Source organism: Pseudomonas sp. NFACC45, from assembly GCF_900113505.1.
Lineage (GTDB): Bacteria > Pseudomonadota > Gammaproteobacteria > Pseudomonadales > Pseudomonadaceae > Aquipseudomonas > Aquipseudomonas tehranensis.
Window position 1 is genome coordinate 208360 of record NZ_FOPO01000008.1, and the last position, 24597, is coordinate 232956.

Consider the following 24597-nt stretch of genomic DNA (forward strand, 5'->3'; position numbering starts at 1 on the left):
GTTGCCGTCACCGTGATCGTCCAGAAAAATCCGGCCAATGCACCGGGTTTCCACCTGATCAGGAGTGCACGATGGACCTCAACCGTCGTCAGTTCTTCAAGGTCGCTGGTCTCGGCCTTGCGGGCTCAAGCCTCGGCGCGCTGGGCATGGCCCCGACGCCAGCTTTCGCCGAACAAGTGCGTCATTTCAAGCTCGCCCATACCCATGAAACCCGCAACACCTGCCCGTACTGCTCGGTCGGTTGCGGTTTGATCATGTACAGCCTGGGTGACAATGCGAAGAATGTCGCCCAGAGCATCATCCACATCGAAGGCGATGCCGACCATCCCGTCAATCGTGGCACCCTCTGCCCCAAAGGCGCAGGGCTGCTCGATTTCATTCATAGCCCCACTCGTCTCCAGTACCCGCAGGTGCGCAAGCCCGGCACCACGCAATGGACGCGAATCTCCTGGGATGAAGCGCTGGATCGCATTGCCGACCTGATGAAGGCCGACCGCGACGCCAATTTCATCGAGAACAACGCCCAGGGGCAAACGGTGAATCGCTGGCTGACCACCGGTTTCCTTGCGGCGTCGGCATCGTCCAACGAAGCGGGGTACATCACCCACAAGGTGATTCGCAGTCTCGGCATGCTGGGGTTTGATAACCAGGCACGTGTCTGACATGGCCCGACGGTGGCAAGTCTTGCCCCGACGTATGGCCGTGGTGCCATGACCAACCACTGGACCGATATCGCCAATGCGAATCTGGTTCTGGTGATGGGTGGCAACGCCGCCGAAGCGCACCCTTGCGGTTTCAAATGGGTGACCGAAGCCAAAGCCCACAACAAGGCGCGGCTGATTGTGGTCGACCCGCGTTTCACCCGTACGGCCTCGGTGGCCGACTATTACGCGCCGATCCGCACCGGCACCGACATTGCCTTCATGGGTGGGCTGATCAATTACCTGCTGACCGAAGACAAGATCCAGCACGAATACGTACGCGCCTATACGGACCTGTCATTCATCGTCAAGGCCAACTACGGCTTCGAGGATGGGTTGTTCAGCGGCTACGACGCGAGCAAGCGCATCTATACCGACAAGTCCGGCTGGGGCTACGAAATCGGCGAGGACGGTTTCGCCAAAGTCGACCCGACCTTGCAAGACCCACGCTGCGTCTATCAATTAATGAAGCAGCATTACAGCCGCTACACCCTGGAGCTGACCAGTCAGGTCTGCGGCATGCCCGTGGATGCAATGCAGAAAATCTGGGAAGAGATCGCCACCTGCTCGCAACCGGGCAAAACCATGACGATTCTCTACGCGCTGGGCTGGACTCAGCATTCGACCGGCTCGCAGATGATCCGCAGCGCGGCCATGGTGCAACTGCTGCTGGGCAACGTCGGCATGCCGGGCGGGGGCGTCAATGCGCTGCGCGGGCACTCCAACATCCAGGGCCTGACCGACTTGGGCTTGCTGTCCAACCTGCTGCCCGGTTACCTGACCCTGCCGGCCGAGGCCGAACAGGATTACAACGCCTACATCGCCAAGCGCGCACTCAAGCCGCTGCGTCCCGGGCAGATGTCTTACTGGCAGAACTACGGCAAGTTTCACGTCAGCCTGATGAAAGCCTGGTACGGCGCCAATGCCACTGCCGAGAATAACTGGGGCTATGACTGGCTGCCCAAACTGGACATTCCCGGCTACGACATCCTGAAAATGTTCGACATGATGGGCAAGGGCGAGGTCAATGGCTACATGTGCCAGGGCTTCAACCCGATCGCAGCCTTGCCGGACAAGAACCGGGTAATGAAGGCGCTGGCCAAACTCAAGTGGCTGGTGGTGATGGACCCACTGGCCACCGAAACCTCGGAGTTCTGGCGCAACGCCGGCCCTTACAACGATGTGCAAACGGTCGAGATCCAGACCGAAGTCATCCGTCTGCCCACCACCTGTTTCGCCGAAGAAAACGGTTCGCTGGTCAACAGCGGTCGTTGGCTGCAATGGCACTGGAAGGGTGCCGATGGCCCGGGGCAGGCGCGCACGGACGTGAAGATCATGGCCGAGCTGTTCTTGCGCCTGCGCAAGCGTTACCAGGCCAATGGTGGTGCCGGGGCCGAGCCGATCCTCAAGCTCGACTGGCCCTACAAAGTGCCGGATGACCCGGCGCCGGAAGAGTTGGCCCGGGAATTCAACGGCTACGCCGTATCCGATGTCACCGACGCTTCAGGCGCGGTAATCAAGACGGGTCAGCAACTGTCCGGTTTCGGCCAACTCAAGGACGATGGCAGCACGGCGTCCGGGTGCTGGATTTTCTGCGGCAGCTGGACCGAGCAGGGCAACCTGATGGCCCGGCGAGACAACAGCGATCCTTTCGGCATGAAGCAGAACCCGGGGTGGGCCTGGGCCTGGCCGATGAACCGGCGGATTCTCTATAACCGTGCCTCTTGCGACCCTCAAGGCAAACCATGGGACCCGAACAAACGGCTGGTGTGGTGGAACGGCAAGGTCTGGACCGGCACCGACGTGCCCGATTACAAGGCCGACGCCGCACCGGAAGCGGGCATCAACCCGTTCATCATGAACCCCGAAGGCGTGGCGCGTTTCTTCGCCCTCGACAAGATGAACGAAGGGCCATTCCCGGAACACTATGAACCGTTCGAGACGCCCATTGGCATCAACCCGATGCACCCCAACAACAAGCAGGCCACCAGCAACCCGGCCGGGCGGATCTTCGATTCAGTCTGGGAAACTCTCGGGCAGGCCAAGGACTTTCCTTATGCGGCGACCAGCTACCGGCTGACCGAACACTTCCATTTCTGGTCCAAGCATTGCCCGATCAACGCTATTACCCAGCCCGAACAGTTTGTCGAAATCGGCGAAGTCCTGGCCAAGGAGAAAGGCATTGCTGCTGGTGACAGGGTGCGGGTCAGTTCCAAGCGCGGGCACATCGAAGCGGTGGCGGTGGTGACCAAGCGGATTCGTCCGCTGCAGGTCAACAATCAAGTGGTGCACCAGATCGGTATCCCGTTGCACTGGGGTTTCACCGGCGCCACCCGTCACGGTTACCTGACCAACACCCTGGTGCCGTTCCTCGGCGATGGCAACACACAGACCCCGGAATCCAAGTCGTTCCTGGTCAACGTGGAGAAAGTCTAAATGGCCAGCCAAGACATCATCGCCCGTTCGGCCACCACCACCATGCCGCCCTCGGTGCGCACGCAAGAGGCAGTGGCCAAGCTGATCGATACCACCAAGTGCATCGGCTGCAAGGCCTGCCAGGTCGCCTGCTCGGAATGGAACGAGCTGCGCGACGATGTCGGTCACAACCTAGGCACTTATGACAACCCTCAAGACCTCAGCGCAGACACCTGGACCTTGATGCGCTTTACCGAGCATGAAACCGACGCCGGTAACCTCGAATGGTTGATCCGCAAGGACGGCTGCATGCACTGCGCCGAGCCCGGCTGCCTGGCGGCGTGCCCGAGCCCCGGCGCGATCATCAAACACGTCAACGGCATCGTCGATTTCGATCAGGACCATTGCATCGGTTGCGGGTATTGCATCACCGGTTGCCCGTTCAACATTCCGCGCATCTCGCAAAAGGACCACAAGGCTTATAAATGCACGCTGTGTTCGGATCGGGTGGCGGTGGGGCTGGAGCCGGCCTGCGTGAAAACCTGCCCGACTGGCGCCATCGTTTTCGGCAGCAAGGAAGACATGAAGGAGCACGCCGCCGAACGTATCGTCGACCTCAAGAGTCGCGGTTTCGAAAACGCCGGTTTGTATGATCCCGAAGGCGTCGGCGGCACGCACGTCATGTATGTGCTGCACCATGCCGACACACCCAGGTTGTATGCCGGGTTGCCGGATCACCCGGTGATCAGTCCGTTGGTGGACCTGTGGAAAGGCCTGAGCAAACCCCTGGCGTTGCTTGCCATGGGCGCGGCGGTGCTGGCCGGGTTCTTCCATTACGTGCGCGTCGGGCCACAACGGGTCGAGGAAGACGAACATCCAGTCACCCTCGACCCGGCGGTGCATGAATTCGATCCGTCGGTGCACACCTTTGATCCGACGAAACCCGGCGGGGAGGACAGGCCATGAACGACAAAACGATCCTGCGCTACACCTCCAACCAGCGCACCAATCACTGGCTGGTGGCGATTCTGTTTTTCATGGCCGCGCTGTCGGGGCTGGCCTTGTTCCATCCGGGATTGTTCTGGCTCAGCAACCTGTTTGGCGGCGGTTCGTGGACGCGCATTCTGCATCCGTACATGGGCGTGGCGATGTTTGTGCTGTTCCTCGGTCTGGTGTTCAGTTTTTGGCGGGCGAATTACTTCAGCGCCAACGACCGGTTGTGGCTCACGCGCGTCGGGACGGTCATGCGTAACGAGGAGGAGGGCGTACCGCCAATCGGCAAATACAACCCGGCGCAGAAAGTGCTGTTCTGGGTCTTGCTGATCTGCATGCTGGTGCTGCTGTTCAGCGGGCTGGTGATCTGGCGTGCCTGGTTCAGCGCGTACTTCGGCATCACCAGTATTCGCTGGGCGATGCTGCTGCATGCGCTGGCAGGGTTCATCCTGGTGCTGAGCATCATCATTCACATCTATGCGGGTATCTGGATTCGTGGTTCGGTCCATGCAATGGTGCGTGGCAGAGTCAGTCGCGCCTGGGCGAAAAAACACCATGAACTCTGGTACCGGGAAGTGACCCGAGACGAGACGCCTGAGCGACCGATCAGCAAAAAAGGATGACCCCGTGGCCACGATCCTTGAGCCTGGGCAGATAGAAGCGGCGGCGAGCTCACCGCCGTTTCTGTACCTGCCACCGAATAACCTGTTCACCTTGCGCGCGCTGCGTCTGGAGCACCTGGCCGACGGGCATCCCATGGCGGCCTATCTGCGCTTGATCGCGGGGCTGTGCCACGCTCAGCAGAAATTGATGGACGATCCGCCCGTGGCCGCCATGCCCGATCCCGAACGTCTTCGGGTGTGCGTGGAACATGGTTTGCCACCGTTCGCCGCCGACAGTCTGGTGCGCGAAAACGTTTGGTTGCCGTATCTCGAAGCGTTGTTGCAGCGCTATCAGCCACCGCCACAAACGGCGGTAGAAAACGCCGTGGCGACTTTGCGTAGTGCCAACCCGGGGATGCTCAAGGCGTGGGCGATTGCCTTGGTCAGCGGACAGTATTCAATGCTGCCGGCAGAGCTGGTGCCGTTCCTCGGTGCAGCGCTGCAAGCGGCCTGGAGCCATTGGCTGCTGAGTTCACCGAACCTTGAACTCAAGCGCGGCGACAGTCTTAGTCAATGCCCGGCCTGCGGTTCACCGGCGATGGCCGGAGTGATTCGCCATCGCGGCAAATACAACGGTTTGCGTTATCTGGTGTGCTCGTTGTGCGCTTGCGAATGGCATGCGGTGCGGGTCAAGTGCGTGTATTGCGAACAGAGCAAGGGACTTCGATACGTCAGCTTCGAGGATGACCGTCATACTGCCAATCAGGCGCCGTTGCGGGCGGAAGTCTGCCCCGGCTGCAACAGCTATCTGAAACTGAGCTACCTGGAAAACGACGCCGAAGCCGAAGCGCTCTCGGCAGACCTGTCCAGCCTGATGCTGGACATGCGCCTGGAGCAGGAGGGCTACCAGCGCCCATCGCCGAATCTGATGCTGGCGCCGGGAGGCGACTGAGCCTGTCCTCCTAAGCCTATCCCGATGAGCCCAGCGGCTACACTCAGACGCGACGGTCATTCGCTTCCGGGAGCCTCTGATGTCTGCAACCTCCGCCAGCCCAGTTTTGCGGCTGCCCTCCATCGACAGCTTGCTGCGCCATCCCGCCTGCCAGGTGTTGGCTGAGCGTTATGGGCGTGACGCGCTGCTGGCCGGCCTGCGGGAACTGCTCGAGGACCTGCGCGAGCCGATGCTCAAGGTTGAACTCGCTGCCGTTGAAATAGCTCCCGACGTATTGGCGGGCAGGGTGGGTGAGCGTCTGGCGATCCAGCATCGCAGCCAGGTCCGGCGGGTGTTCAACCTCACCGGCACGGTGCTGCACACCAACCTTGGGCGCGCGTTGCTGCCGGAGTCGGCTATCGAAGCCGTTCAGCTCGCCGCCCGCTATCCGCTCAATCTGGAGTTTGATCTGCACAGCGGCAAGCGTGGCGACCGGGACGACCTGATCGAAGGCCTGGTCCGCGAGCTGACCGGCGCCGAAGCGGTGACCGTGGTCAACAACAACGCCGCCGCCGTATTGCTGACGCTCAACAGCCTGGGCGCGCGCAAGGAAGGCATCATTTCCCGTGGTGAACTGATCGAAATCGGCGGCGCCTTCCGCATTCCCGACATCATGGCCCGCGCCGGAGTGCGGCTGCACGAAGTGGGTACCACCAACCGCACCCATGCCCGCGATTACGAGGCGGCCATCGGTCCGCGCAGTGGCCTGGTGATGCGCGTACATGCGAGCAATTACTCAATCGAAGGTTTCACTGCCCGGGTGCCGACGGCTGAATTGGCGGAGTTGGCTCACCGCCACGGACTGCCGCTGCTCGAAGACTTGGGCAGCGGCAGTCTGCTGGACCTGACTCGCTGGGGCCTGCCCGCCGAACCGACGGTGCGCCAGGCCCTGATCGATGGCGCGGATATCGTTACCTTCAGCGGCGACAAACTGCTCGGCGGTCCCCAGGCCGGGTTGATAGTCGGCCGCAAAGACCTGATCGCGAAGATCAAGAAGAATCCGCTCAAGCGCGCACTGCGGGTCGACAAGCTAACCCTGGCAGCCCTCGAAGCCGTATTGGCGCTGTACCGCGATCCTGAGCGGTTGGTCGAGCGCCTGCCGAGTCTGCGCCTGCTGACCCGCCCCCAAACCGACATCTTCGCCCAGGCCGAACGCCTGCAACCGCCACTGGCACAGGTATTGGGTGACGGCTGGAGCATCAGCGCGGTACCAGCGCTGGGCATGATCGGCAGCGGCAGCCAACCGGTGGCGCGCTTACCGAGTGCTGCGTTATGCCTGCGGCCCAACGTATCCAAACGTCTGCGCGGGCGGCGATTGATGGGGCTGGAAGCCGCGTTTCGTCGGCTGCCGATTCCCGTGCTCGGGCGCATCGACGGCGATGCGCTTTGGCTGGACCTGCGCCAACTCGACGACGAAGCCGCGTGGTTGGCCCAACTCAATCAACTGCAAGAGGAGGGTCAGGACGGGTGATTGTCGGCACAGCGGGGCACATCGATCACGGCAAAACCTCCTTGCTCCAGGCACTGACCGGCCAGGCTGGCGACCGTCGCCGGGAAGAACGCGAACGCGGCATGACCATCGACCTCGGCTACATCTACGCGGCGCTGGAACCGGGCGCCGCGCTGACCGGTTTTATCGACGTCCCCGGCCATGAGCGCTTCACCCACAACATGCTCGCCGGTGCTCAGGGCATTGATTTGGTGTTGTTGGTGGTGGCGGCCGATGACGGTGTCATGCCTCAGACCCGCGAACATTTGGCGATTGTCGAGTTGCTGGGCATCCCTCGGGCACTGATTGCAATCACCAAATGCGACCGCGTCGACCCTGCTCGTGTGCAAGCCGTCCAGGAACAGATCGACGCATTGCTCGCACCCGGACCTTATGCCGGCGCGCCGAAAGTCGCGCTGTCGAGTGTGACCGGCGAAGGCGTCGAGACACTGCGTAACGCCTTGCTGGATGCGCAACATGAGGTGCTTCAACGCAGCGCCAGCGGCGGTTTTCGCCTGGCGATTGATCGGGCTTTCAGTGTGGCCGGTGCCGGGATCGTGGTGACCGGCACCGCGTTATCTGGCCAAGTGGCCGTGGGCGATACGCTGATGTTGAGTCCGCTGGGCAAACCGGTGCGGGTGCGAGGCCTGCATGCGCAGAATCAGGCGGCTGACAGCGCAACGGCCGGGCAGCGAGTCGCGCTGAACCTGAGTGCCGACCGTTTGGCCCTGGAGCAGGTTCACCGGGGCCAATGGTTGTTGGCCGAATGGCTGCATGCGCCGCCCCAGCGTCTGGATATCGAGATGACCTTGTTGGTCAGCGAGGCGCGAAGCTTCGAGCACTTTCAGCCAGTGCACGTGCATCTCGGCACTCAGGACGTGACTGGGCGAGTGGTCTTGCTGGAGGGCGTCAGCCTGGCACCGGGTGAGCAGATGTTCGCGCAATTGCGGGTGAACGCGCCGGTGCTGGCGGTGAGGGGCGATCGTTTGATCCTGCGCGACCAAAGCGCTCAACGCACTCTCGGCGGTGGCCGGGTGCTTGACCCGTTCGCCCCGGCCCGACACCACCGTAGCCCCGAAAGATTGGCGCAGCTAAAGATGCTGGCCACCACGACCAGCCTGGAAGACGCACTGCCGACGCTGCTGGCCAACAGCGACACCGGGCTCGATCCGCAGCGTCTGGAACGCCAGTTCAATCGTCCGCGCGATAGCTGGGTGTTGCCCGATGACGTGCGCTTGATCGATACGCGGCAAGGGCCGTTGCTGTTCAGTGCTGCCCGCTGGGAGGCCTTGAAAGCGCCACTGCTGGAACACCTGGCACGCTTTCATCAACTCGAACCGGATCAAATGGGACCAGACAGGGATCGCCTGCGTCGCTTCGCCGGCACCGCGCTGGACCGGCCGACCTTTATCAGCCTGCTCAACGAATTACTGGCCAGCGGTGCGATCGTCGCCAGCGGCCCTTGGCTGCACTTGCCCGATCACCAAGTGCGATTGAGCGAAGACGATGAAACCCTGTGGCAACAATTACAGCCGTTGTTCGAACAGGCGGGTTTCGATCCGCCGTGGGTGCGTGATCTGGCTAAAGCGACAAGCCATGAAGAGGCCACCGTACGCCTGTTGCTGCGCAAGATGGCGCGTTTGGGGTTGATGCATCAAGTGGTCCGTGACTTGTTTTATACCGAGACCCTGGTGCGCCGATTGGCGGCTATGCTGGTGCAACTGGCCAGCGATGATCCGGTGATTCAGGTCACCGCGTTTCGCGATGCCGTGGGCCTGGGGCGCAAGCGCAGTATTCAGATTCTGGAGTACTTCGACCGAATCGGCCTGACCCGACGCTTTGGCGACCGGCGCCACATCCGGCTCGACAATGCACTGGCCCAACAAGAAGACTGAGTTCAAGGAAGGCAATCGCGCCCGGTGGCGCGGCCGGGCTTCAAACCCGGTTGGGGACGGCATCCGTTCCCGGGCAGGTTCGACTCCGGCTGCCTTCCGCCATTTGATAGAGCACAGGGGTAGGCGCAATCGCTGCGCAAGCGAGTCGTTCGTAGATCTTGCATACCCACAAGCCTGCGAGGGGCTCACTGGATTGCGGCGATTGGGCCGAGTCGGGCCGGGTCGTGCAGCAGGGAGAATCCCAGCTCGCGCAATGTGCGGCCGATGAAGCGTGAGCCCACATCGTTCAAGTGTGCGTCATCGCGGTACAACAACTGCCCGTCAATGATCGGGCTGCAGAGTCCCGCTGGGCAGATCACTTGATTGGGGTCGATAAAGCGCACCTGGGGCAGTCTGGCGCGTATCCCTTCCCAATACGTCGCGGTGATATCCAGTGGGGCTGAGCATGGGCGATCGGTGCCGAACATCAAGCGGCGCACGGGGCAGGTCGCTGCATTGTCGATGTTCTGGTTGCGCAGGATCACGATGACCTGACCGGTGTTGTTCGCCACGTGCTTGATGCTCGCTTCGATAATTTGCGCAGCCGACGCATCCCTGGGCCAGGCGCCGGCCAGCACGACGTATGGGTAGTGGTTCTGCTTGATCAGCTCGAACACCCGGGCGTTGCGCGCCATGCAACGGTCCCCATACGCCTCGGACACCTCGGTGACATAGCCGAAAATCGGCGGGCAGGCGTCCAGGGTGTAGTCCATTAATCTGATGCCGTTGGGTTTGGCCAGGATATCGACCATGCCCGTGAAATGATTGGCGAACGAGTCACCCACCAGCATCCCGTCCAGTTGCTCTTTGTGTGCGCCGAGCCGGCAAGCCGGATCAGGTTCGGCGCTGTACCGCGCACTGGGCATATGGCAACCGCTGCGAAGCCTGTTCGGTTTGCTCAGCGCCATGGCCTCGAGCCTCGACACTTCAGGTGCAAAACGCTGTGGGAAGCCATTCCATTGCAGGCTCAAGGTCGCCAGGAGGGCCAGCCCCAGGGCCGGGACCATGAATCGCCGGACCAGTACGCGAGGGAACTGCAATTGCGCGCCAGAGCGCCGAAAGGGAATTTCGACATACCGCCAGGACCACCAGGACAACAGAATCGACACCAGCACCAGTGATACGCCCACAGAAAGGGTTATCTCGATGCCCAGGTAATTCAGGTAGGCAATCAACGGCCAGTGCCATAAATACAGCGAATAGGAAATCAGGCCTATGAACACCATGGGGCGGTTGGTCAGCAGGCGCGAGCGAGCCTCACCGCTGCCGGCCAGAATCAGCAGCGCTGCCCCCAGGCAAGGTATAAAAGCGTTGACACCAGGGAAGGGTGTGTCCCGGCTCAGGGCAAACAAGGAAAAAACAATCAGTCCATACCCCGCCGCTGTATAAGCCAGCACTTCTATCCTGCTGAGTGTACGTGGCTGATAAAGATAGATACCCAGCGCTCCGCCCATCATGAGTTCGAAAAAACGTGTGGGCAGCAGGTAATAGGAGGCCGTGGCGAAGACGTTCGTGGCATATGCGGAAAACCCTACTGCCGCCACGATACCGACGCCCAATACCGGCAGAATATAACGCGGGGCAAAGCGATAGAGCACCAGGATCAACAGCGGCCAGATCACGTAGAACTGCTCTTCAATCCCCAGGGACCAGGTATGCAGCAGCGGCGCCTCGCTGGCATCGGCGGCGAAATAGTTTCCGTACTTCATCCAGATATAGATATTCGAGACCCCCAGCAGGGAGAACAGCGCACTGACGTTGAGCCGCGTCAGGTCGGCTGGAGAAAGGATGAAGGCCCCTGCGATCACGCTCGCCAACAACACAATGGCGAGTGCGGGCACGATGCGATTGATGCGCCGCTGATAAAAGCGTTTGAGCGAAAAGGCGTTGCCCTTGATCTCGGAAAACACCTGGGAAGTGATGAGGTAACCCGAGATGACGAAAAAAATATCGACCCCCACGAACCCGCCTGGCAGCAGGTTGGCGTTGAGGTGATGGATGAGTACGGCCAGGACTGCAATGCAGCGAAGCCCATCGATATCGAGGCGATATTGGGTTTGAGGCATGTCGGCGATCGTCCTTGAATAGGAGGCAATCCAGGTGCGTCATGTTTATGACGAATTTGCCGACTGCATGTAAACGGCACGTATTAGTCATTGATTGATAGCTTGAAATTTATGCTTTGCAAGGCGTCGGGCAAAACAAGGCGAGGCAGACGACCAGCGGTGTTTGCCCGTTGCCTGAGCGCATCCTTGATCTGTCCCCGTCACCCAACTCCGCTATCCTGAGCCTCACGTTTACCCATGAGCCTTTTCATGCTTGAAGTTCGCGACGTATTTAAGAGCTATCCCACGCCGCAAGGGCCATTGCCGGTGCTGCAAGGTATCGACCTGACGTTGGCCCCTGGCGACAGCCTGGCGCTGATGGGGGAGTCCGGCAGCGGGAAAAGCACCTTGCTGCATCTGGTTGCCGGTTTGGACAAGGTCGACCGTGGCAGCATTCGCTTTGGCGAGCGCAGGCTCGACGGCATGAGCGAAAGCCAACTGGCGAGCTGGCGACGTACACAGCTCGGCCTGGTGTTCCAGCAGTTCAACCTCATCAGTAGCTTGCCGGTGGAGGATAATCTGGCGTTCCAGGCGCGTCTGTGCGGTCGCTATGACCCTGCCTGGCAGACCCATCTGGTGCAACGGCTCGGCCTTTCGCAACTGCTGTACCGCTATCCTGAACAGCTGTCCGGCGGCCAGCAGCAACGGGTGGCATTGGGGCGGGCACTGGCCTCGCGGCCGCCCCTGTTGCTGGCTGACGAGCCCACCGGCAGCCTCGACGAAACCACCAGCGACGAGGTGTTGCAACTGTTGCTGGAGTTGCTGGACGGCAGCCCGACGAGTCTGCTGATGGTGACCCACAGCCCCCGGGTGGCAGCCCGTCTGAGCCGTCGGGTGGTATTGCAGGGCGGACGTCTGGCGCAGGTGGCCCAAGGGTGATGATCCTTCGCCAGACGCTCAAGGCCTTGCTCAGCCATTGGCGTCAGCACCCTGTGCAGTTTTTCAGCGTCCTGACCGGCCTCTGGCTCGCCACCAGCCTGCTCACCGGCGTGCAGGCGCTCAACAGTCAGGCTCGGGACAGTTACGCTCGAGCCAGCCAACTGATTGGTGGTGAACCCCAGGCCAGCCTCAGTGCGCCCGGCGGCGGCACCTTCACTCAACAATGGTTTGTCGATCTGCGTCGCCTGGGATGGCCGGTGTCCCCCGTGTTGCAGGCTCGGGTGACGCTGCAGGGGCACGAGGATCAGCGCCTGCAGTTAATGGGCATCGATCCGGTGTCTTTGCCCCTCGGAGCGGCAGTGGCGGGGCAGGTCCGGGAGATGGCAGACGTGGTGGAGTTTTTCACTGACCCTGGCCGCACCTGGATCGCTGCGCAGACCTTGCAGGCCTTGGGACTGAGCGAGGGTGATCAGCCCCGGACGGTCGATGGACAATCCCTGCCACCGTTGCTTATCCAGGCGGACATGGCGCCTGGCGTGCTGCTGATGGACATCGGCTTCGCCCAGCAGGTACTTGGACGGCCGGGCCAGCTGTCGCGTTTGCTATTGCCTGCCACGTTCACCGCGCCCTTGCCGACGGCGTTCAACGGCCGGCTGCAGTTCAAGCACGCCGATGAAGAAAACAATCTGTCACGCCTGACCGAAAGCTTTCACCTGAACCTCGACGCCTTGGGGGTGCTGTCCTTCGTAGTGGGGTTGTTCATCGTTCACGCCGCCATTGGCCTGGCGCTGGAACAACGCCGTAGCTTGCTGCGAACCCTGCGGGCCTGTGGCGTCAGTGCGCGGGTGCTGGTCGCCAGCCTGGCCCTTGAATTGGGCGCGCTGGCCTTGCTCGGCGGAATCGCCGGGGTGCTCAGCGGCTACTGGCTGGCCAGCCTGTTGTTGCCCGATGTCGCGGCGAGCCTGCGCGGCCTGTACGGCGCCGAAGTGGCCGGCCACCTGAACCTCAGCCCGTGGTGGTGGCTCAGCGGCGTGGGCCTGAGCCTGCTCGGTGCGTTATTGGCCGGAGCCGACAGTTTGCTGCGGGCGGCGCGTCTGCCGCTGTTGGCGCTGGCCAATCCCCAGGCCTGGCATCAGGCCCATGCCCGCTGGCTGCGGCGCCAGGGGTGGGTGGCGACATTGGCGGGGTTGCTCGCGGTATCGGCGTTGATCTGGGGTGACAGCCTGGGCAGCGGTTTTGTCTTGATGACGGCGTTGTTGCTGGGCGCTGCCCTGGCTTTACCGGTGTTGCTCAGTGGCGCGCTGAAGTTGCTGTTGCGCCGCAGTCGTTCGGTACTTGGGCAATGGTTTCTCGCCGACTGCCGTCAGCAATTGCCGACGCTGAGCCTGGCACTGATGGCGTTGCTACTGGCACTGGCGGCGAATATCGGTGCCGGCAGCATGACCGCCGGTTTTCGCCAGACTTTCAGTGACTGGCTCGAGCAACGGTTGACCGCCGAGCTGTACATCAGTCCGCAAACCCCGGCCCAGGCGGGTGAGCTGCACACCTGGCTCAAGGAGCAGTCGGCGATCACCACGATATTGCCCAACTGGCAGGTCTCGATCCCTTTGCAAGGCTGGCCGACGGACATCTACGGCATCATCGACCACAGCGCCTATCGGCAGCATTGGCCGTTGCTGGAGTCGGTTTCCGACAAGCCTTGGGAGCAATTGGCCGCGGGTGACACGTTGATGCTCAGCGAACAACTGGCCCGGCGTCTCAACGTGAACATTGGCGATCAATTGACTATTGCGACGCCCCAGGGCTCCTGGACGCCGCGCCTCGTCGGCATCTATGCCGACTACGGCAACCCCAAGGGCCATGTGCTGGTCAATGCCGACCACTTGCTGCGACATTGGCCGCAACTGACGCCGAACCGCTTCAACCTGCGCATCGAACCCTCCGCGATCCCGGCGTTACTGACGGCCTTACAGGCCCGGTTCAGCCTGGATGACAGCCGAATTGTCGATCAGGCCCGGCTCAAGGGCTGGTCGACGCAAGTATTCGAACGTACCTTCGCCGCCACCGCTGCCCTCAATAGCCTGACGCTGGCGGTGGCCGGGGTGGCGCTGTTCATCAGCCTGCTGACTCAGAGCCAAAGCCGTCTCGGTCAGTTGGCACCGCTGTGGGCGTTGGGGGTGACGCGTCGACAGTTGATGTTGCTCAATCTGGGCCAGACCTGGCTATTGGCGCTATTGACCCTGGTGCTGGCCTTGCCGCTGGGCATCGCCCTGGCCTGGTGCCTGGACGCGGTGATCAATGTGCAGGCCTTCGGCTGGCGCCTGCCGTTGCGGGTGTTCCCGTGGCAATTGGCGCAGTTGCTGGGGCTGGCGATGCTTGCCACCCTGCTGGCGTCGGCTTGGCCGCTGTATGCGTTGTACCGCACGCAACCGGCGGATTTGCTCAGGACCTTTGCCCATGAAGATTAAACTGGGCTTGATGCTGATGGCGCTGCTGCTCTGCGGTTGTGACAACCGGCAACCGCCGCCAAAAGGCTTCGCCGGTTTGGGTGAGCAGGTCGGCGCATTCATGCCCGTGGTGCCGGGGCGGGTATTCAGTTTTCCCGCCGATCATGGCGTTCATGAGGGGTTTCGCATCGAGTGGTGGTACGTCACTGCCAATCTCAAGGATGCCGAGGGCCGCGATTACGGTGTGCAATGGACACTGTTTCGCAGCGCCCTGAACGCCGCGCCCCAGGCCAGCGGCTGGCGCAACCAGACGATCTGGCTCGGTCATGCTGCGGTCACTTCCAGCGCCGTCCACCATGCCGCCGAGCGCTATGCCCGCGGCGGCGTGGGCCAGGCGGGGGTGCAGACGAGTCCTTTCGACGCCTGGATCGATGACTGGCGGTTCGCTACCCAAGCGTTGGGGGCCGATCCATTGGCGGACATGCAGCTCAAGGCCCGTGACCGACACTTCAGTTATGAGTTGCGCCTCACGTCGACGCGTCCGCTGGTGCTGCAGGGCGATAAGGGGTTCAGCCAGAAATCCGAACAGGGCCAGGCGTCGTACTACTACAGCCAACCGTTCTTCCAGGCCAGCGGCCATGTGGAAATCGATGGCCAACGTTATACGGTCAGCGGCCCGGCCTGGCTCGACCGCGAATGGAGCAGCCAGCCACTGACTGCCAACCAGACGGGCTGGGACTGGTTTTCCCTGCACCTGGACAGCGGCGAGCATGTGATGCTCTACCGCATGCGCCACAAGGATGGGGCGCCATACCTCACGGGCACCTGGATCGATGCCCAAGGCCAGGCGCAGACCTTGCACGCCGATGAGATCAGCCTTGAACCACTGGACACCGCCGAGGTTGCCGGGCGCTCGATGCCGGTGCGCTGGACGATCAGGATCCCCGGCAAGCGACTCGACATCACCACCGATGCCTTGAACCCCAACGCCTGGATGGACCTGCGCATTCCCTATTGGGAAGGACCGGTGCACCTGAGCGGCAGCCACAGCGGCAACGGTTATCTGGAAATGACCGGCTACTGAGAATCGCCGGAACTCCCCAGGAATGTCGACCCTCATACCTTATGAATGTCTCTGAGGAGTCCGTCATGAGTGATGACCTCACACTTCCCTCGCTGGCCGACTGGCAGCGCTTGTTCGACGACAAGACCTACTGGCAGCAGTCGCCCGACGTCCATTTCACCGAGCTGATGCGGGTGGCCGATGACCTGTTCGGCCAGGGCGCTATCGACCTGGCACAGTGGCAGGAACTCAAGGCCAAGGCCGAGCAACTGCACCATCGTTCACCCGACGCCAATGTCGCTGAAGAAGTCGCCGATCCTGACGCCTGACGCGCAGGCCCGAAAAACCAAGGAGTTCGCCATGAAACCCAGTGATCAAACGTCGCACAATCCAGACGAGCCGGCGATGCCGGGTGAGGTGGAGCGTGACAACGACGCCCTGCGCCCCAACGATCCGGCTAAACGCAAACAGCAGGAAGGCGATACAGAAGCGGGGGAGACGGATGCACAAAAGACCGCGCGACGGGGTTGAGGATTGATAGATCGCGCGGTCTTGAAAACGCACTTGTTAATGCTGCTTTTACTTGCCAGGTCTTGTTCGGCGTAGCGGATATATTTTTTATACTGCTGTTGGATTTTGTATAGCTGTTCGTATAGCTATGTAGGCGCACTGGAGTTTATCGAAGTTCATGGAAAGAGAGCCTGCTCGCGCCGGCTGCCAAACGACCCCAAAAACAGCGGTTGCTGGGCGGCCTGAGGAGAACGGGCTGGCTCGTCACGGCGATTGATTGGGCATTAATAATTACGACTAAAGATAAATAATTATTTAAACAAGCGCGCGCACATATTTTGCAAGTTCCACTATTATTATGCCCGTTCGCCCAGTGTCAGGCTCTTTACCAGTGCATGGAATGCCGAGGCCGTCGCACTGGGCGAACACCATCCTGAATCGATATCTATCGACGATTAACCGGCGACCGGTGAACGCCAGTCATCGGAGCCCGATGTGCCGCTGACTTCGTGGGTCCAGGTGATCTTGCGGTAGGTGAAGTGCACATCTTCCAGATGGGTGAAGTGCGCGTTCGCCGGGTCCTGACAGTTGAGCATGTAATCCTTGATATCGACGATGATCGCGTCCTCCAGGGTGGTGGTGTAGTAATGCTCCTGGGTGCCGGCTGCCGAGGTGCGGTACCACTGGATCTCGACTTTGGTCAGGCGTTCTCCACAGGTCAGGGCCGCCAGCAGCAGCGGCGAGGCCTTGTCGAACACCTTGGTGATGACCAGGGGTTTATGCACGCGCTGGCCGGTTGGCTGACCCGACTGAGGATCGCGGGGGATGATGACCTGGTGTTCGAAGCCTTGCACCATGACTTGATCTTCATGACCTTCCTGGTAGGTATTGCCCACCGAGTCGGCCGTAAACGCGCCGGCAGTGATCAGACCTTGTTTGGTGCCTTCAATGGACATGTAAGCGGGGGTAGCCAATGGATGCTCTCCTTGCGGGATAACTAAAGGGACCTGGGAAAGGAATCGTCCCCAGGTGGCCTGACGGTTATCAAGAGCCATGCCATCTTCTATAAAAACTATTTATATCAATAAGTTGGGATCAATAACCGGTCCATGAGCGCTCCGGGTACAGAGGTATGCGCGCGAGGAGTTGCGTAGTTGGCAAGCCGGACGCGCAATTTCTTACGCATTCGGCTTTCGGTTTTTTCCTACATTCCCAAGGCGGACATGCACTCATCCATGGAGCGCTGTTGCGTTTCGGCATACAGCCGCAGCTCATCGATGGTCGGTTGTCCCAGCGCTTGCTCGAATGCCTGGCGATTGGACTGTCCGGCGTAGTGAATTTGGGCTGCATCGCCGAGGTTCGACTGGAAGATGCCAGCGGCGCTCACTGGCAGGAAGTCCTCGTACACCAAGGGTTCGGCGCGCAGGTATTGCGCTTCCAGCAAGTGTTCCAGCGAGGCCGGTTGCTTGATCGTGCCTTTGGCAGCGAGGCCCTTTGGCGTCACGAAATAGCGAAAGTACGCCAGTGCCTGCCGACGCAGCTCATCGTGGTTGTCAGGAAACTGGGCAAAATGTTCGGTCATCAGTGCGTTATAGCGTTCGGCGTTGGCTTCGTTGGGAAATTCCCCCAGCGCATCCCGAGCGGCGTTCAGCAACTGATCGTAGAGTGCACGACCTTTCGGGGTCAGGGCGGCGCCCCGTTGCTCGATTTCGCCGAAGCGGGCGCTGTGGCTGCCTTGGGATTGGGGCTGGTCGGTGAACGCTACAGGTTCGTCGAGCGCTTTGAAGCTGGTCTGGCGCAGCAGGATCGGGCAATGCCGACGGGGCGGGCCTTCGACGACTGCCTTGGGGGTGATGCCGTGCACGGGCATCTGGGCCTGAACGATGTCGATGTCCAGGGTGCGTGGCGTCAGGTGATTGATGTGCGGGCCCTTGAAAGCCACCACGTCGGCGATCAGCCGATGCTGGGCGCTCAGTTGCCGATATTGCTCGGCCGTGACGGTGGCGCTGTGGTGCCAACGAAAGGTTTCCAGGGCCTGCAGGACGAAGTCATCAGCCTGTGGTTGGGTCAGACCACCTTGGCGTTCGGCGAGGTCGATGAGCTGGAGCGCCGTGGCGGTGAAGATCTGGCGCTTGTTCAGTACCGATTCGGCAAAAGCCCGCAGCTCGGTGTTTTCGATCAGCTCCAGACGCAGCAACGAGGTAAACACCCGGAACGGGCTGACCTGCAAGGCGCTTTCATGCACGGCTCGAAAGGCCGTGGAATGCACAGGCACCCCGGCGGGCGTGAGGTCGTAGTAGCCCACCGGGTGCATGCCCATGACCGCGAACAGACGCCCCAGGGTTGCCAGTTCTGCGGCGGTGCCGACACGGATCGCGCCGTGGCGCTCCAGGTCCAGGCGCTGGAGTTCGCCGGTACTGCGCAGGTGTTCGGCCAAGTGCGGGTCGTTGACCAGCACCTGGGCATTGGTCTGTTCCACCAGATTCATCAGTGCCCCGTACAGCGGCACCTCGTCGCGGTACATGTCGGACATCGCCTTGGAGAAGCGTTGGCGGATCAGGTCGGGACTGACGAAGCTCATTGTGAGAATTCCTGGCGCAAGCTGTGGGAAAGTGGGAGGAAAGATCGCAGCCTTCACCAGCGTCGACAAACGAAGAATCTTCAGGACTTCATTCTGTCAGGGACTGATCCGCCCACTTCACCGTGGCTCAGCGGCATCAAGGTCATTGGCCCAGGCCTTTGAGAAAATCGCGATACAGCGCGGCGGTTCTCCCGGGGCGTTCGACCATGGGCATGTGGCCGACCCCATCCCAGATTTCCACACGCAAGTCGGCGATGCCCTTGCTCCACACGGGCACACTGCTGACGTCGATCAGCCGGTCCTTGCGACCCCAGAGCAGCAGCGACGGCGCGCGGATGTCGGGCAGGCGCGGTTCCATCGGCGGGCTGGCGCGAAAGTCGACGAAGATCTCTTCCAGTTCATCCCGGCGTTGCTCATAACGCTCGGCCAGCGCCGCCAGCACCACACTCGGGACCCACGGCGGCGATGCCATCGTCATCGCGTAGAAAGGAGCGAAGTCGTCCCGCGAGCGCACCAGGAACGGGTTGTGGCCGGCTGCCAGGTGCCGCTCCATGTCGCTGGGTTCGGGCGCGGTGACGCCGGCCGGGTCGATCAGGGCCAGGGTGAGTATCCGTTCCGGGGAAGTCGCCGCCAGCCAGGCGGCGAGATGACCGCCCATGGAGTTGCCGATCACATGGACCTTGTCCAGGCCGCAGGCATCCAACAGTTCGATCACCCGCCGGGCCTGGGTCGGAATGTCATAACCGCCGCCGGCCTTGAAGCCGGTTTCGCCATGACCAGCCAGGTCAGGAATCACCACCCGGTAGTCGCTGACAAAATGCCGGGCAAAACGCAGCCAGAGGTTTTTGTCGGCGCTGTAGCCGTGCAGCATCAATATGCTGCCGGACGCTTCGTAGGGCCCGCCTTGCCAGGTCGACACGGTCATCTCGCTGATGGGCACCGTGATCTTGTGCAGTCGGTACAGACGCGCCTCCAGGGCCATGCCCATGTCGTACAGCACATGGCCGATGCCTGGATACGTCAGCCAGCTCCAGGCGATGAACACGGCGAGGACTACCCACAACACCAACATGCTTTGCCCTCCAGGGTCAGGACAGAATGTGATCGGCCAACCGCAGCCGACGAGTCAGATAGTGATAAGTGAAGCTGAAACCGGGGAACATCGCGACGACGTGGCCGCTTTTGCTTTGATACCAGCTGTGACAGCCACCGGATTTGCCTACTGCCGATGATCAACGCCTGATAGCTGCGCATGGGCCTCCTGGTGGTGGGTTGCCGATTCCCTTTGTCATGTATAGCCAAAATCCGAACAGCGCCGTGCATTTGAAGGGGAATAAATATCCCTTCATCGTTGGTGGCTATTTGATGTTGCCCTGATAGACTTCAAACTACCCTATCCCACAACCTGGGAAGTCCTCGGTATAGAGGTCTCTATGCACAAAACGGGACGAAAGGGACTGTCATTGGCCAGGAGGCTTTACACCTCACGAATCCTGGGCCTGGCGCTGGGGTTGTTGCTGGTGAGTGTCGCGGTCTATCCCCTCGACCCGGCACCCTGGGTCTGGGGAGCCATGCTTTTCAACGGCCTGATATGGCCGCATATGGCCTATCAATGGGCCCGTCGCGCGGCCCTGCCGTTCCAGGCCGAACGCCGCAACTTGCTGATCGACGCCTTTCTTGGCGGTTTCTGGGTCGCGGCGATGCAATTCAATCCACTGCCCACGGCCGTTACGCTGGCGATGATGGCGATGAACAACGTCTCCATCGGCGGCTTGCGTTTTATGTTCGCCGGGGCGGCAGTGAAAATAGCGGGCATCGCCCTGGGCACCGCCATCTTCCCGTTGACCAGTGTGCCCATGACCAGCTCGGCGCAGCTCTACGCCAGTTTGCCGCTGTTGTGCATCTATCCGCTGGCGTTGGGTTGGATCTGTTTTCGCCAGACTGACGCCCTGCGCCGACAAAAGCGCGAGTTGTTGGCCCTGAGTCGTACCGACAGCCTGACCGGTCTACTCAATCACGGAGCCTGGAAGGACCGGCTCAATGAAGAATTCCAGCGCTGCCTGAGACAGCCACACGATGGGACAGGTCACGGCGTGATTGCGCTGCTGGACATCGACCACTTCAAAGCCATCAATGATACCTATGGCCATGGCGCCGGCGACATGGTGTTGCGTCAGCTCGGCAAGATGCTCAGGCAAAACCTGCGGGCCGCCGACGTTGTCGGGCGTTACGGAGGGGACGAGTTCGGCGTGATTCTGCCGGACCTGACGTTGCACAATGCCGTGCTCGCCATGGAGAGCCTGCGTGAGCGATTCGCCCTGCTCGGGTGCGAGCAGGTCCCTGCGCTAAAAGTCACGCTGAGCATTGGCCTGGCGGCCTTCAACCCGGCCTATGGCGACGCGACTTTCTGGCTCAACGACGCCGACCAGGCGCTTTACCAGGCCAAGACCGGCGGACGCAATCGGGTTGTGTGTCATCGGCAGTGCCAGATATTGGGGGAACCGGCCGTTTCCTTCTGACCCACCCTCTGAAGCGGTGGATTTGTGCGAAAAACAAACAAGTCCTGTTCCAGCCGCACTGTGTTCCCGCCTGAACGCTCCCCCTAGGATTTCTTCACTCAACCACCCATGAAGGAGTCCCTTATGCAACGTTTCACCCGTCGTTTGCTCGCCGCCTGTGCGTTCTCCGGTATTGTCGCCAGCACCGGTGCACTGGCTGATGCACATCCCACTATTCGAGCCATGGCTGGCGCGGAGCCGGTCAGCCAACTCCCGGCCGGTAAAACCGCGTTACTGGTCATCGATTTTCAGAACGAATATTTCACCGGCAAAATGCCCATCCCTGACGGTGCCGCTGCCTTGGCCAACACCCGCGAACTGATTGACTTCGCCGATGACCACCACATGCCGGTGTTCCATATCCAGCACATTGCGCCAGCCGGTTCGGCGGTGTTTGCCGAGGGTGGCGAAACGGTGAAATTCCACCCGGACATGCAGCCCAGGGCTCAGGATGTTGTTTTGCAAAAGACCACGGTCAGCGTCTTCGGCAGTACCGACCTGGACAAGCGTTTGAAGAGCGCGGGCATCGAAACCCTGATCATTTCCGGTCTCATGACCCACGCCTGCGTGGCCGGTGCTGCCCGTGATGCGGCGCCGCTTGGCTACAATGTGTTGGTCGCCTCCGATGCATCGGCTACCCGTGCGATCACCCGGGTCAGTGGCGAAGCGATCGACAAGGACACCTTGCACAAGGCCGCACTGGCCGAGGTCGAGGATACTTTCGGTGATGTGATGACCACCGCCCAAATCATCAAGCTGCCGGTACGCTGAAAATATGAATCAGATGCTCGCCATGCGCGTGTTTCGCTGCATCGTGGAGGCTCAGGGGTTTTCTGCCGCGGCCGAGCGGCTGGACACCACTCACTCGTCGGTGTCGCGCAACTTGCAGCAATTGGAGTCCGCGCTGGGCGTGCGTCTGATCCATCGCAATACCCGGCGCATGAGCCTTACGGCAGCAGGCGAACGCTATTACGCTGCTTGCGTGGATATTCTGGATCGCGTGGATGCCGCGTCCCAGGCGGTGACTCTGGAACAGGAACGGCCCTCGGGGCTGCTTCGCATCAGTGCCCCGCTGGTGATCGGTACGCTGGAGCTGGCCCGTTGGTTGCCGGCATTTGAGGCGCGTTATCCGGACATCCAGATCGATCTGTCCTGCTCGGATCCGCTTGTCGATCTGGTTGCCGATGGGTTCGATGTAGCGTTACGGATTTGCGGGCCGCTGGCCGACAGCAGTCTTGTTGCGCGCTTGCTCAGCGTTTCGCCGCTGGTGCTGGTGGCGGCACCGGCCTATGTCTTCAAGCGTGGGCTGCCTCGCGAGGTTGCTGAACTCAACGACCATCGGCTGCTGACGTATGCCTCGGCCACGCAGTGGGTGCTGGTGGGGGAAGCAGGGGAGTCGAGCACGGTGGATTGCGCCAGCAGCTTTCATACGGACACCATCACCGCCTTGCACGCCTGCGCTCTGGCGGGCGGGGGGATTGCCGCGTTTACCTTGGCGACGGTGCAGGATGACCTGCTGACGGGAAGACTGGTGCGGATTCTGCCGCAGTGCACGCTTGGGGAGCGGCACTACTATGCGCTTTACCCGCATGCGCGGAATTTGCCGGCCAAGGTTCGAGTGTTTGTGGATTACATGGCGCAGTATTACGGCAGCGGAAGCTGATGCTCCTCCAAGCCTGGAAACCTTGTGACGATGTGAGGAACGACCGTTGAGCGCCTGCGGTTGGTGGCACATTGATATATTGGTAGGCTAAGCACTCGTTACCTATCGAGTGGGTCAGTGTGTCTACCGAGCGAATTTGTCAGTTGGAACAAGCCCTTATGGCCGTGATCGCTGCGGCGGGAAAGATGGGTGTAAGCAGTGATGAACTGTGCGCTCAGGCGGTGGGCGGGTTGATGTTTGAACACCACTGGGGCTGGGCAAACGCGCAATACGCACAAGGGGCGGCCGACGAGATCGACAACGCGTTGAGCCTGCTCGTGGGGAAACCCCCAGTGGAGAACCGGTCGTCGGCGATTGAGACCGGCTCCAATGCGCTGCTCAATCGGCGGTCTGTCAGGTTTATTTGATACGAGTGGGCGTCCATTTGCGTGTCCGCCCTCATCGCGAGCAAGCTTCTCTCCCACAGGGCAAGTGCTGACTGTGAGATTGGATATTAATGCTGCGATCGATACTCAGGCGCGGCTTCCAGCGAGGTCTTGTGAGCATTTTCCTTGGACGTTTGCCCCTGCGTATCGGGCAGCGAGGCGACATGAACGGTACGGGCCGGGATCGCAAACCGCACACCGATTCTGGCGAATTCTTCCATCATGCCCAGGTTGATCGCTTGTTGGACATCCATGTAAACGTTGTAGCTGGGGTCCAGCACGATGTACACCGTTTCGAATTCCAGTGCGCTCTCGCCGAAACCACGAAAGTGCGAGCGGTCGAAGCGGGTCTTTTCCTGAGCCTTGATAATGTTTTCGACGATCACCGGCACTTGCCTTAGCTGTTCTGTCGAGCAGTCATGGGGCAGGGCGAATTCAAAGACGATGCGTCGCTCCTGAAGCCGTTTGTAGTTCTGAATGGTGGTGCTGATCATTCCGGCATTGGCCATCACGATTTGTTCGCCACCCAGGCTGCGGATCCGCGTGGTTTTCAAACCGACATGTTCCACGGTGCCGGCCAGGGAACCCACGACAATGAAGTCGCCGACCTCGAACGGTTTGTCCACGGCGATGGACAGCGAGGCGAACAGATCACCGAGGATGTTCTGCACCGCCAGCGCCACGGCGATACCACCGACCCCGAGGCTGGCGATAAAGGCGGTGATGTTCACGCCCAGATTGGAGAGCATCGCCAGGAGCACCACGGCCCAGAGAAACACCTTCGCGCCCCACAGGCTCAGGGTGGCCAAGGCACTTTTCTGATGGATGTCGGAGTGGCTGTGGCGGGCGAAGTAGTGCAGCAACGCCAGGGCGATTGCCCGATTGGCCCACAGCCCCACCTGCAAGGCTGCGACCACGAACCAGAGGCTGCTGACCCGGTCAAGCCAACGCTCCGGCAGGTCCAGGACGCCGATACCAATGAGGATGGAGGCCAGTAACAACAGCGTATTGCTGGTGCTGGACAGTACCTCGACGGCGATGTGGCTGACATACGCATCGGGTTTCTGTGCCCGGGCCTGCACTTTTCTCAACAGCAAGCCGATACCGGCCCTGACGATGATAAAACTTACCACCATCACCCCCAGGGCCAGGAGCCAGTTGGCGATGGAAATGCCGAGTAATTGGGTGTCGGTAAGGAATTGGAGAGAGCTTGAGTCCATGTGAACGGTCACCTGTGCCAT

General features: G+C 61.0%; 20 protein-coding genes and 1 tRNA gene. 16 read left to right on the forward strand and 5 right to left on the reverse strand.

Going from position 1 to position 24597, the window contains the following annotated elements; all coding sequences use genetic code 11:
* Positions 1-71: 71 nt before the first annotated feature.
* The 7 genes from fdnG (at position 72) to BM132_RS16590 (ending at position 9188) form a co-directional block, all read left to right on the forward strand.
* Positions 72-3137, forward strand: coding sequence for a formate dehydrogenase-N subunit alpha (fdnG, locus tag BM132_RS16560; protein WP_143092362.1), 3066 nt, complete (start codon positions 72-74; stop codon positions 3135-3137).
* Entirely contained in the window at positions 3138-4082 is a 945-nt protein-coding gene (gene fdxH, locus BM132_RS16565; RefSeq protein ID WP_092400509.1) for a formate dehydrogenase subunit beta, read from the forward strand. It begins immediately after the preceding gene.
* Entirely contained in the window at positions 4079-4732 is a 654-nt protein-coding gene (locus tag BM132_RS16570) for a formate dehydrogenase subunit gamma (protein WP_092400511.1), read from the forward strand. The genes fdxH and BM132_RS16570 overlap by 4 nt, the downstream gene beginning before the upstream one ends.
* Before the next feature lie 4 nt (positions 4733-4736).
* Positions 4737-5663, forward strand: a complete 927-nt coding sequence (gene fdhE, locus BM132_RS16575; protein WP_092456934.1) for a formate dehydrogenase accessory protein FdhE — start codon at positions 4737-4739, stop codon at positions 5661-5663.
* A 79-nt stretch (positions 5664-5742) separates the two neighbouring features.
* Positions 5743-7173, forward strand: coding sequence for an L-seryl-tRNA(Sec) selenium transferase (gene selA, locus BM132_RS16580; protein WP_092400515.1), 1431 nt, complete (start codon positions 5743-5745; stop codon positions 7171-7173).
* Positions 7170-9086 carry a selenocysteine-specific translation elongation factor gene (selB, locus tag BM132_RS16585; RefSeq protein ID WP_092456937.1) on the forward strand — a complete coding sequence of 639 codons (1917 nt, stop codon included), beginning with the start codon at positions 7170-7172 and terminating at the stop codon, positions 9084-9086. The genes selA and selB overlap by 4 nt, the downstream gene beginning before the upstream one ends.
* A 6-nt stretch (positions 9087-9092) precedes the next feature.
* A tRNA-Sec gene (locus tag BM132_RS16590) sits at positions 9093-9188 on the forward strand.
* An 83-nt stretch (positions 9189-9271) separates the two neighbouring features.
* On the opposite strand, the gene BM132_RS16595 is transcribed toward BM132_RS16590, so the two are convergent.
* Positions 9272-11191, reverse strand: a complete 1920-nt coding sequence (locus BM132_RS16595) for an acyltransferase family protein (RefSeq protein ID WP_092400519.1) — start codon at positions 11189-11191, stop codon at positions 9272-9274.
* A 249-nt stretch (positions 11192-11440) separates the two neighbouring features.
* On the opposite strand from BM132_RS16595, the gene BM132_RS16600 reads away from it, so the two are divergent.
* The 5 genes from BM132_RS16600 to BM132_RS28480 all read left to right on the forward strand — a co-directional run bounded on the left by BM132_RS16600 (position 11441) and on the right by BM132_RS28480 (position 16150).
* Positions 11441-12109, forward strand: a complete 669-nt coding sequence (locus BM132_RS16600; RefSeq protein WP_092456940.1) for an ABC transporter ATP-binding protein — start codon at positions 11441-11443, stop codon at positions 12107-12109.
* Complete coding sequence (locus BM132_RS16605; protein ID WP_092456943.1) at positions 12109-14577, forward strand: ABC transporter permease; 2469 nt, start codon at positions 12109-12111, stop codon at positions 14575-14577. The genes BM132_RS16600 and BM132_RS16605 overlap by 1 nt, the downstream gene beginning before the upstream one ends.
* Positions 14567-15640 carry a lipocalin-like domain-containing protein gene (locus BM132_RS16610; RefSeq protein ID WP_092456946.1) on the forward strand — a complete coding sequence of 358 codons (1074 nt, stop codon included), beginning with the start codon at positions 14567-14569 and terminating at the stop codon, positions 15638-15640. Before BM132_RS16605 ends, BM132_RS16610 begins: the two co-directional genes overlap by 11 nt.
* A 65-nt stretch (positions 15641-15705) precedes the next feature.
* Positions 15706-15948: a hypothetical protein gene (locus BM132_RS16615; RefSeq protein ID WP_047228527.1), complete on the forward strand. Its 243-nt coding sequence runs from the start codon at positions 15706-15708 to the stop codon at positions 15946-15948.
* Positions 15949-15979: 31 nt separating this feature from the next.
* Positions 15980-16150: a hypothetical protein gene (locus BM132_RS28480; protein WP_177218183.1), complete on the forward strand. Its 171-nt coding sequence runs from the start codon at positions 15980-15982 to the stop codon at positions 16148-16150.
* A gap of 434 nt (positions 16151-16584) precedes the next feature.
* Here BM132_RS28480 and BM132_RS16620 read toward each other — a convergent pair whose 3' ends face one another.
* The 3 genes from BM132_RS16620 to BM132_RS16630 form a co-directional block, all read right to left on the reverse strand.
* On the reverse strand, positions 16585-17103 hold the full coding sequence (locus BM132_RS16620; protein WP_047228526.1) for an Hcp family type VI secretion system effector: 519 nt from the start codon (positions 17101-17103) through the stop codon (positions 16585-16587).
* A 230-nt stretch (positions 17104-17333) separates the two neighbouring features.
* The gene (locus BM132_RS16625; RefSeq protein WP_092456949.1) at positions 17334-18710 is read right to left on the reverse strand and encodes a 2-oxoadipate dioxygenase/decarboxylase HglS; all 1377 of its coding nucleotides are present in this window, start codon (positions 18708-18710) and stop codon (positions 17334-17336) included.
* A 142-nt stretch (positions 18711-18852) separates the two neighbouring features.
* Positions 18853-19782: an alpha/beta fold hydrolase gene (locus BM132_RS16630; RefSeq protein WP_092400530.1), complete on the reverse strand. Its 930-nt coding sequence runs from the start codon at positions 19780-19782 to the stop codon at positions 18853-18855.
* 361 nt (positions 19783-20143) lie between these two features.
* Between BM132_RS16630 and BM132_RS16635 the strand changes: the two genes are divergently transcribed.
* The 4 genes from BM132_RS16635 (at position 20144) to BM132_RS16650 (ending at position 23338) form a co-directional block, all read left to right on the forward strand.
* Positions 20144-21229 (forward strand): diguanylate cyclase, encoded by a 1086-nt coding sequence (locus tag BM132_RS16635; RefSeq protein WP_092456952.1) that lies wholly within the window; start codon positions 20144-20146, stop codon positions 21227-21229.
* 123 nt (positions 21230-21352) lie between these two features.
* On the forward strand, positions 21353-22039 hold the full coding sequence (locus BM132_RS16640) for a cysteine hydrolase family protein (RefSeq protein WP_092456954.1): 687 nt from the start codon (positions 21353-21355) through the stop codon (positions 22037-22039).
* A 4-nt stretch (positions 22040-22043) separates the two neighbouring features.
* The gene (locus tag BM132_RS16645) at positions 22044-22931 is read left to right on the forward strand and encodes a LysR family transcriptional regulator (RefSeq protein WP_092456957.1); all 888 of its coding nucleotides are present in this window, start codon (positions 22044-22046) and stop codon (positions 22929-22931) included.
* Between the two features lie 158 nt (positions 22932-23089).
* On the forward strand, positions 23090-23338 hold the full coding sequence (locus tag BM132_RS16650) for a hypothetical protein (protein WP_177193373.1): 249 nt from the start codon (positions 23090-23092) through the stop codon (positions 23336-23338).
* An 86-nt stretch (positions 23339-23424) separates the two neighbouring features.
* Here the strand turns inward: BM132_RS16650 and BM132_RS16655 are convergent, their stop codons facing one another.
* The gene (locus BM132_RS16655; protein WP_092400691.1) at positions 23425-24576 is read right to left on the reverse strand and encodes a mechanosensitive ion channel family protein; all 1152 of its coding nucleotides are present in this window, start codon (positions 24574-24576) and stop codon (positions 23425-23427) included.
* Between the last annotated feature and the right edge of the window lie 21 nt (positions 24577-24597).

What these genes read in the sequence shown, in the direction of transcription:
- fdxH (WP_092400509.1), top strand. Translation starts at nt 3,138, where the DNA reads ATGGCCAGCCAAGACATCATCGCCCGTTCGGCCACCACCACCATGCCG.
- BM132_RS16570 (WP_092400511.1), top strand. Translation starts at nt 4,079, where the DNA reads ATGAACGACAAAACGATCCTGCGCTACACCTCCAACCAGCGCACCAAT.
- selA (WP_092400515.1), top strand. Translation starts at nt 5,743, where the DNA reads ATGTCTGCAACCTCCGCCAGCCCAGTTTTGCGGCTGCCCTCCATCGAC.
- BM132_RS16595 (WP_092400519.1), bottom strand. Translation starts at nt 11,191, where the DNA reads ATGCCTCAAACCCAATATCGCCTCGATATCGATGGGCTTCGCTGCATT.
- BM132_RS16600 (WP_092456940.1), top strand. Translation starts at nt 11,441, where the DNA reads ATGCTTGAAGTTCGCGACGTATTTAAGAGCTATCCCACGCCGCAAGGG.
- BM132_RS16605 (WP_092456943.1), top strand. Translation starts at nt 12,109, where the DNA reads ATGATCCTTCGCCAGACGCTCAAGGCCTTGCTCAGCCATTGGCGTCAG.
- BM132_RS16610 (WP_092456946.1), top strand. Translation starts at nt 14,567, where the DNA reads ATGAAGATTAAACTGGGCTTGATGCTGATGGCGCTGCTGCTCTGCGGT.
- BM132_RS16615 (WP_047228527.1), top strand. Translation starts at nt 15,706, where the DNA reads ATGAGTGATGACCTCACACTTCCCTCGCTGGCCGACTGGCAGCGCTTG.
- BM132_RS28480 (WP_177218183.1), top strand. Translation starts at nt 15,980, where the DNA reads ATGAAACCCAGTGATCAAACGTCGCACAATCCAGACGAGCCGGCGATG.
- BM132_RS16625 (WP_092456949.1), bottom strand. Translation starts at nt 18,710, where the DNA reads ATGAGCTTCGTCAGTCCCGACCTGATCCGCCAACGCTTCTCCAAGGCG.
- BM132_RS16630 (WP_092400530.1), bottom strand. Translation starts at nt 19,782, where the DNA reads ATGTTGGTGTTGTGGGTAGTCCTCGCCGTGTTCATCGCCTGGAGCTGG.
- BM132_RS16635 (WP_092456952.1), top strand. Translation starts at nt 20,144, where the DNA reads ATGCACAAAACGGGACGAAAGGGACTGTCATTGGCCAGGAGGCTTTAC.
- BM132_RS16640 (WP_092456954.1), top strand. Translation starts at nt 21,353, where the DNA reads ATGCAACGTTTCACCCGTCGTTTGCTCGCCGCCTGTGCGTTCTCCGGT.
- BM132_RS16645 (WP_092456957.1), top strand. Translation starts at nt 22,044, where the DNA reads ATGAATCAGATGCTCGCCATGCGCGTGTTTCGCTGCATCGTGGAGGCT.
- BM132_RS16650 (WP_177193373.1), top strand. Translation starts at nt 23,090, where the DNA reads ATGGCCGTGATCGCTGCGGCGGGAAAGATGGGTGTAAGCAGTGATGAA.
- BM132_RS16655 (WP_092400691.1), bottom strand. Translation starts at nt 24,576, where the DNA reads ATGGACTCAAGCTCTCTCCAATTCCTTACCGACACCCAATTACTCGGC.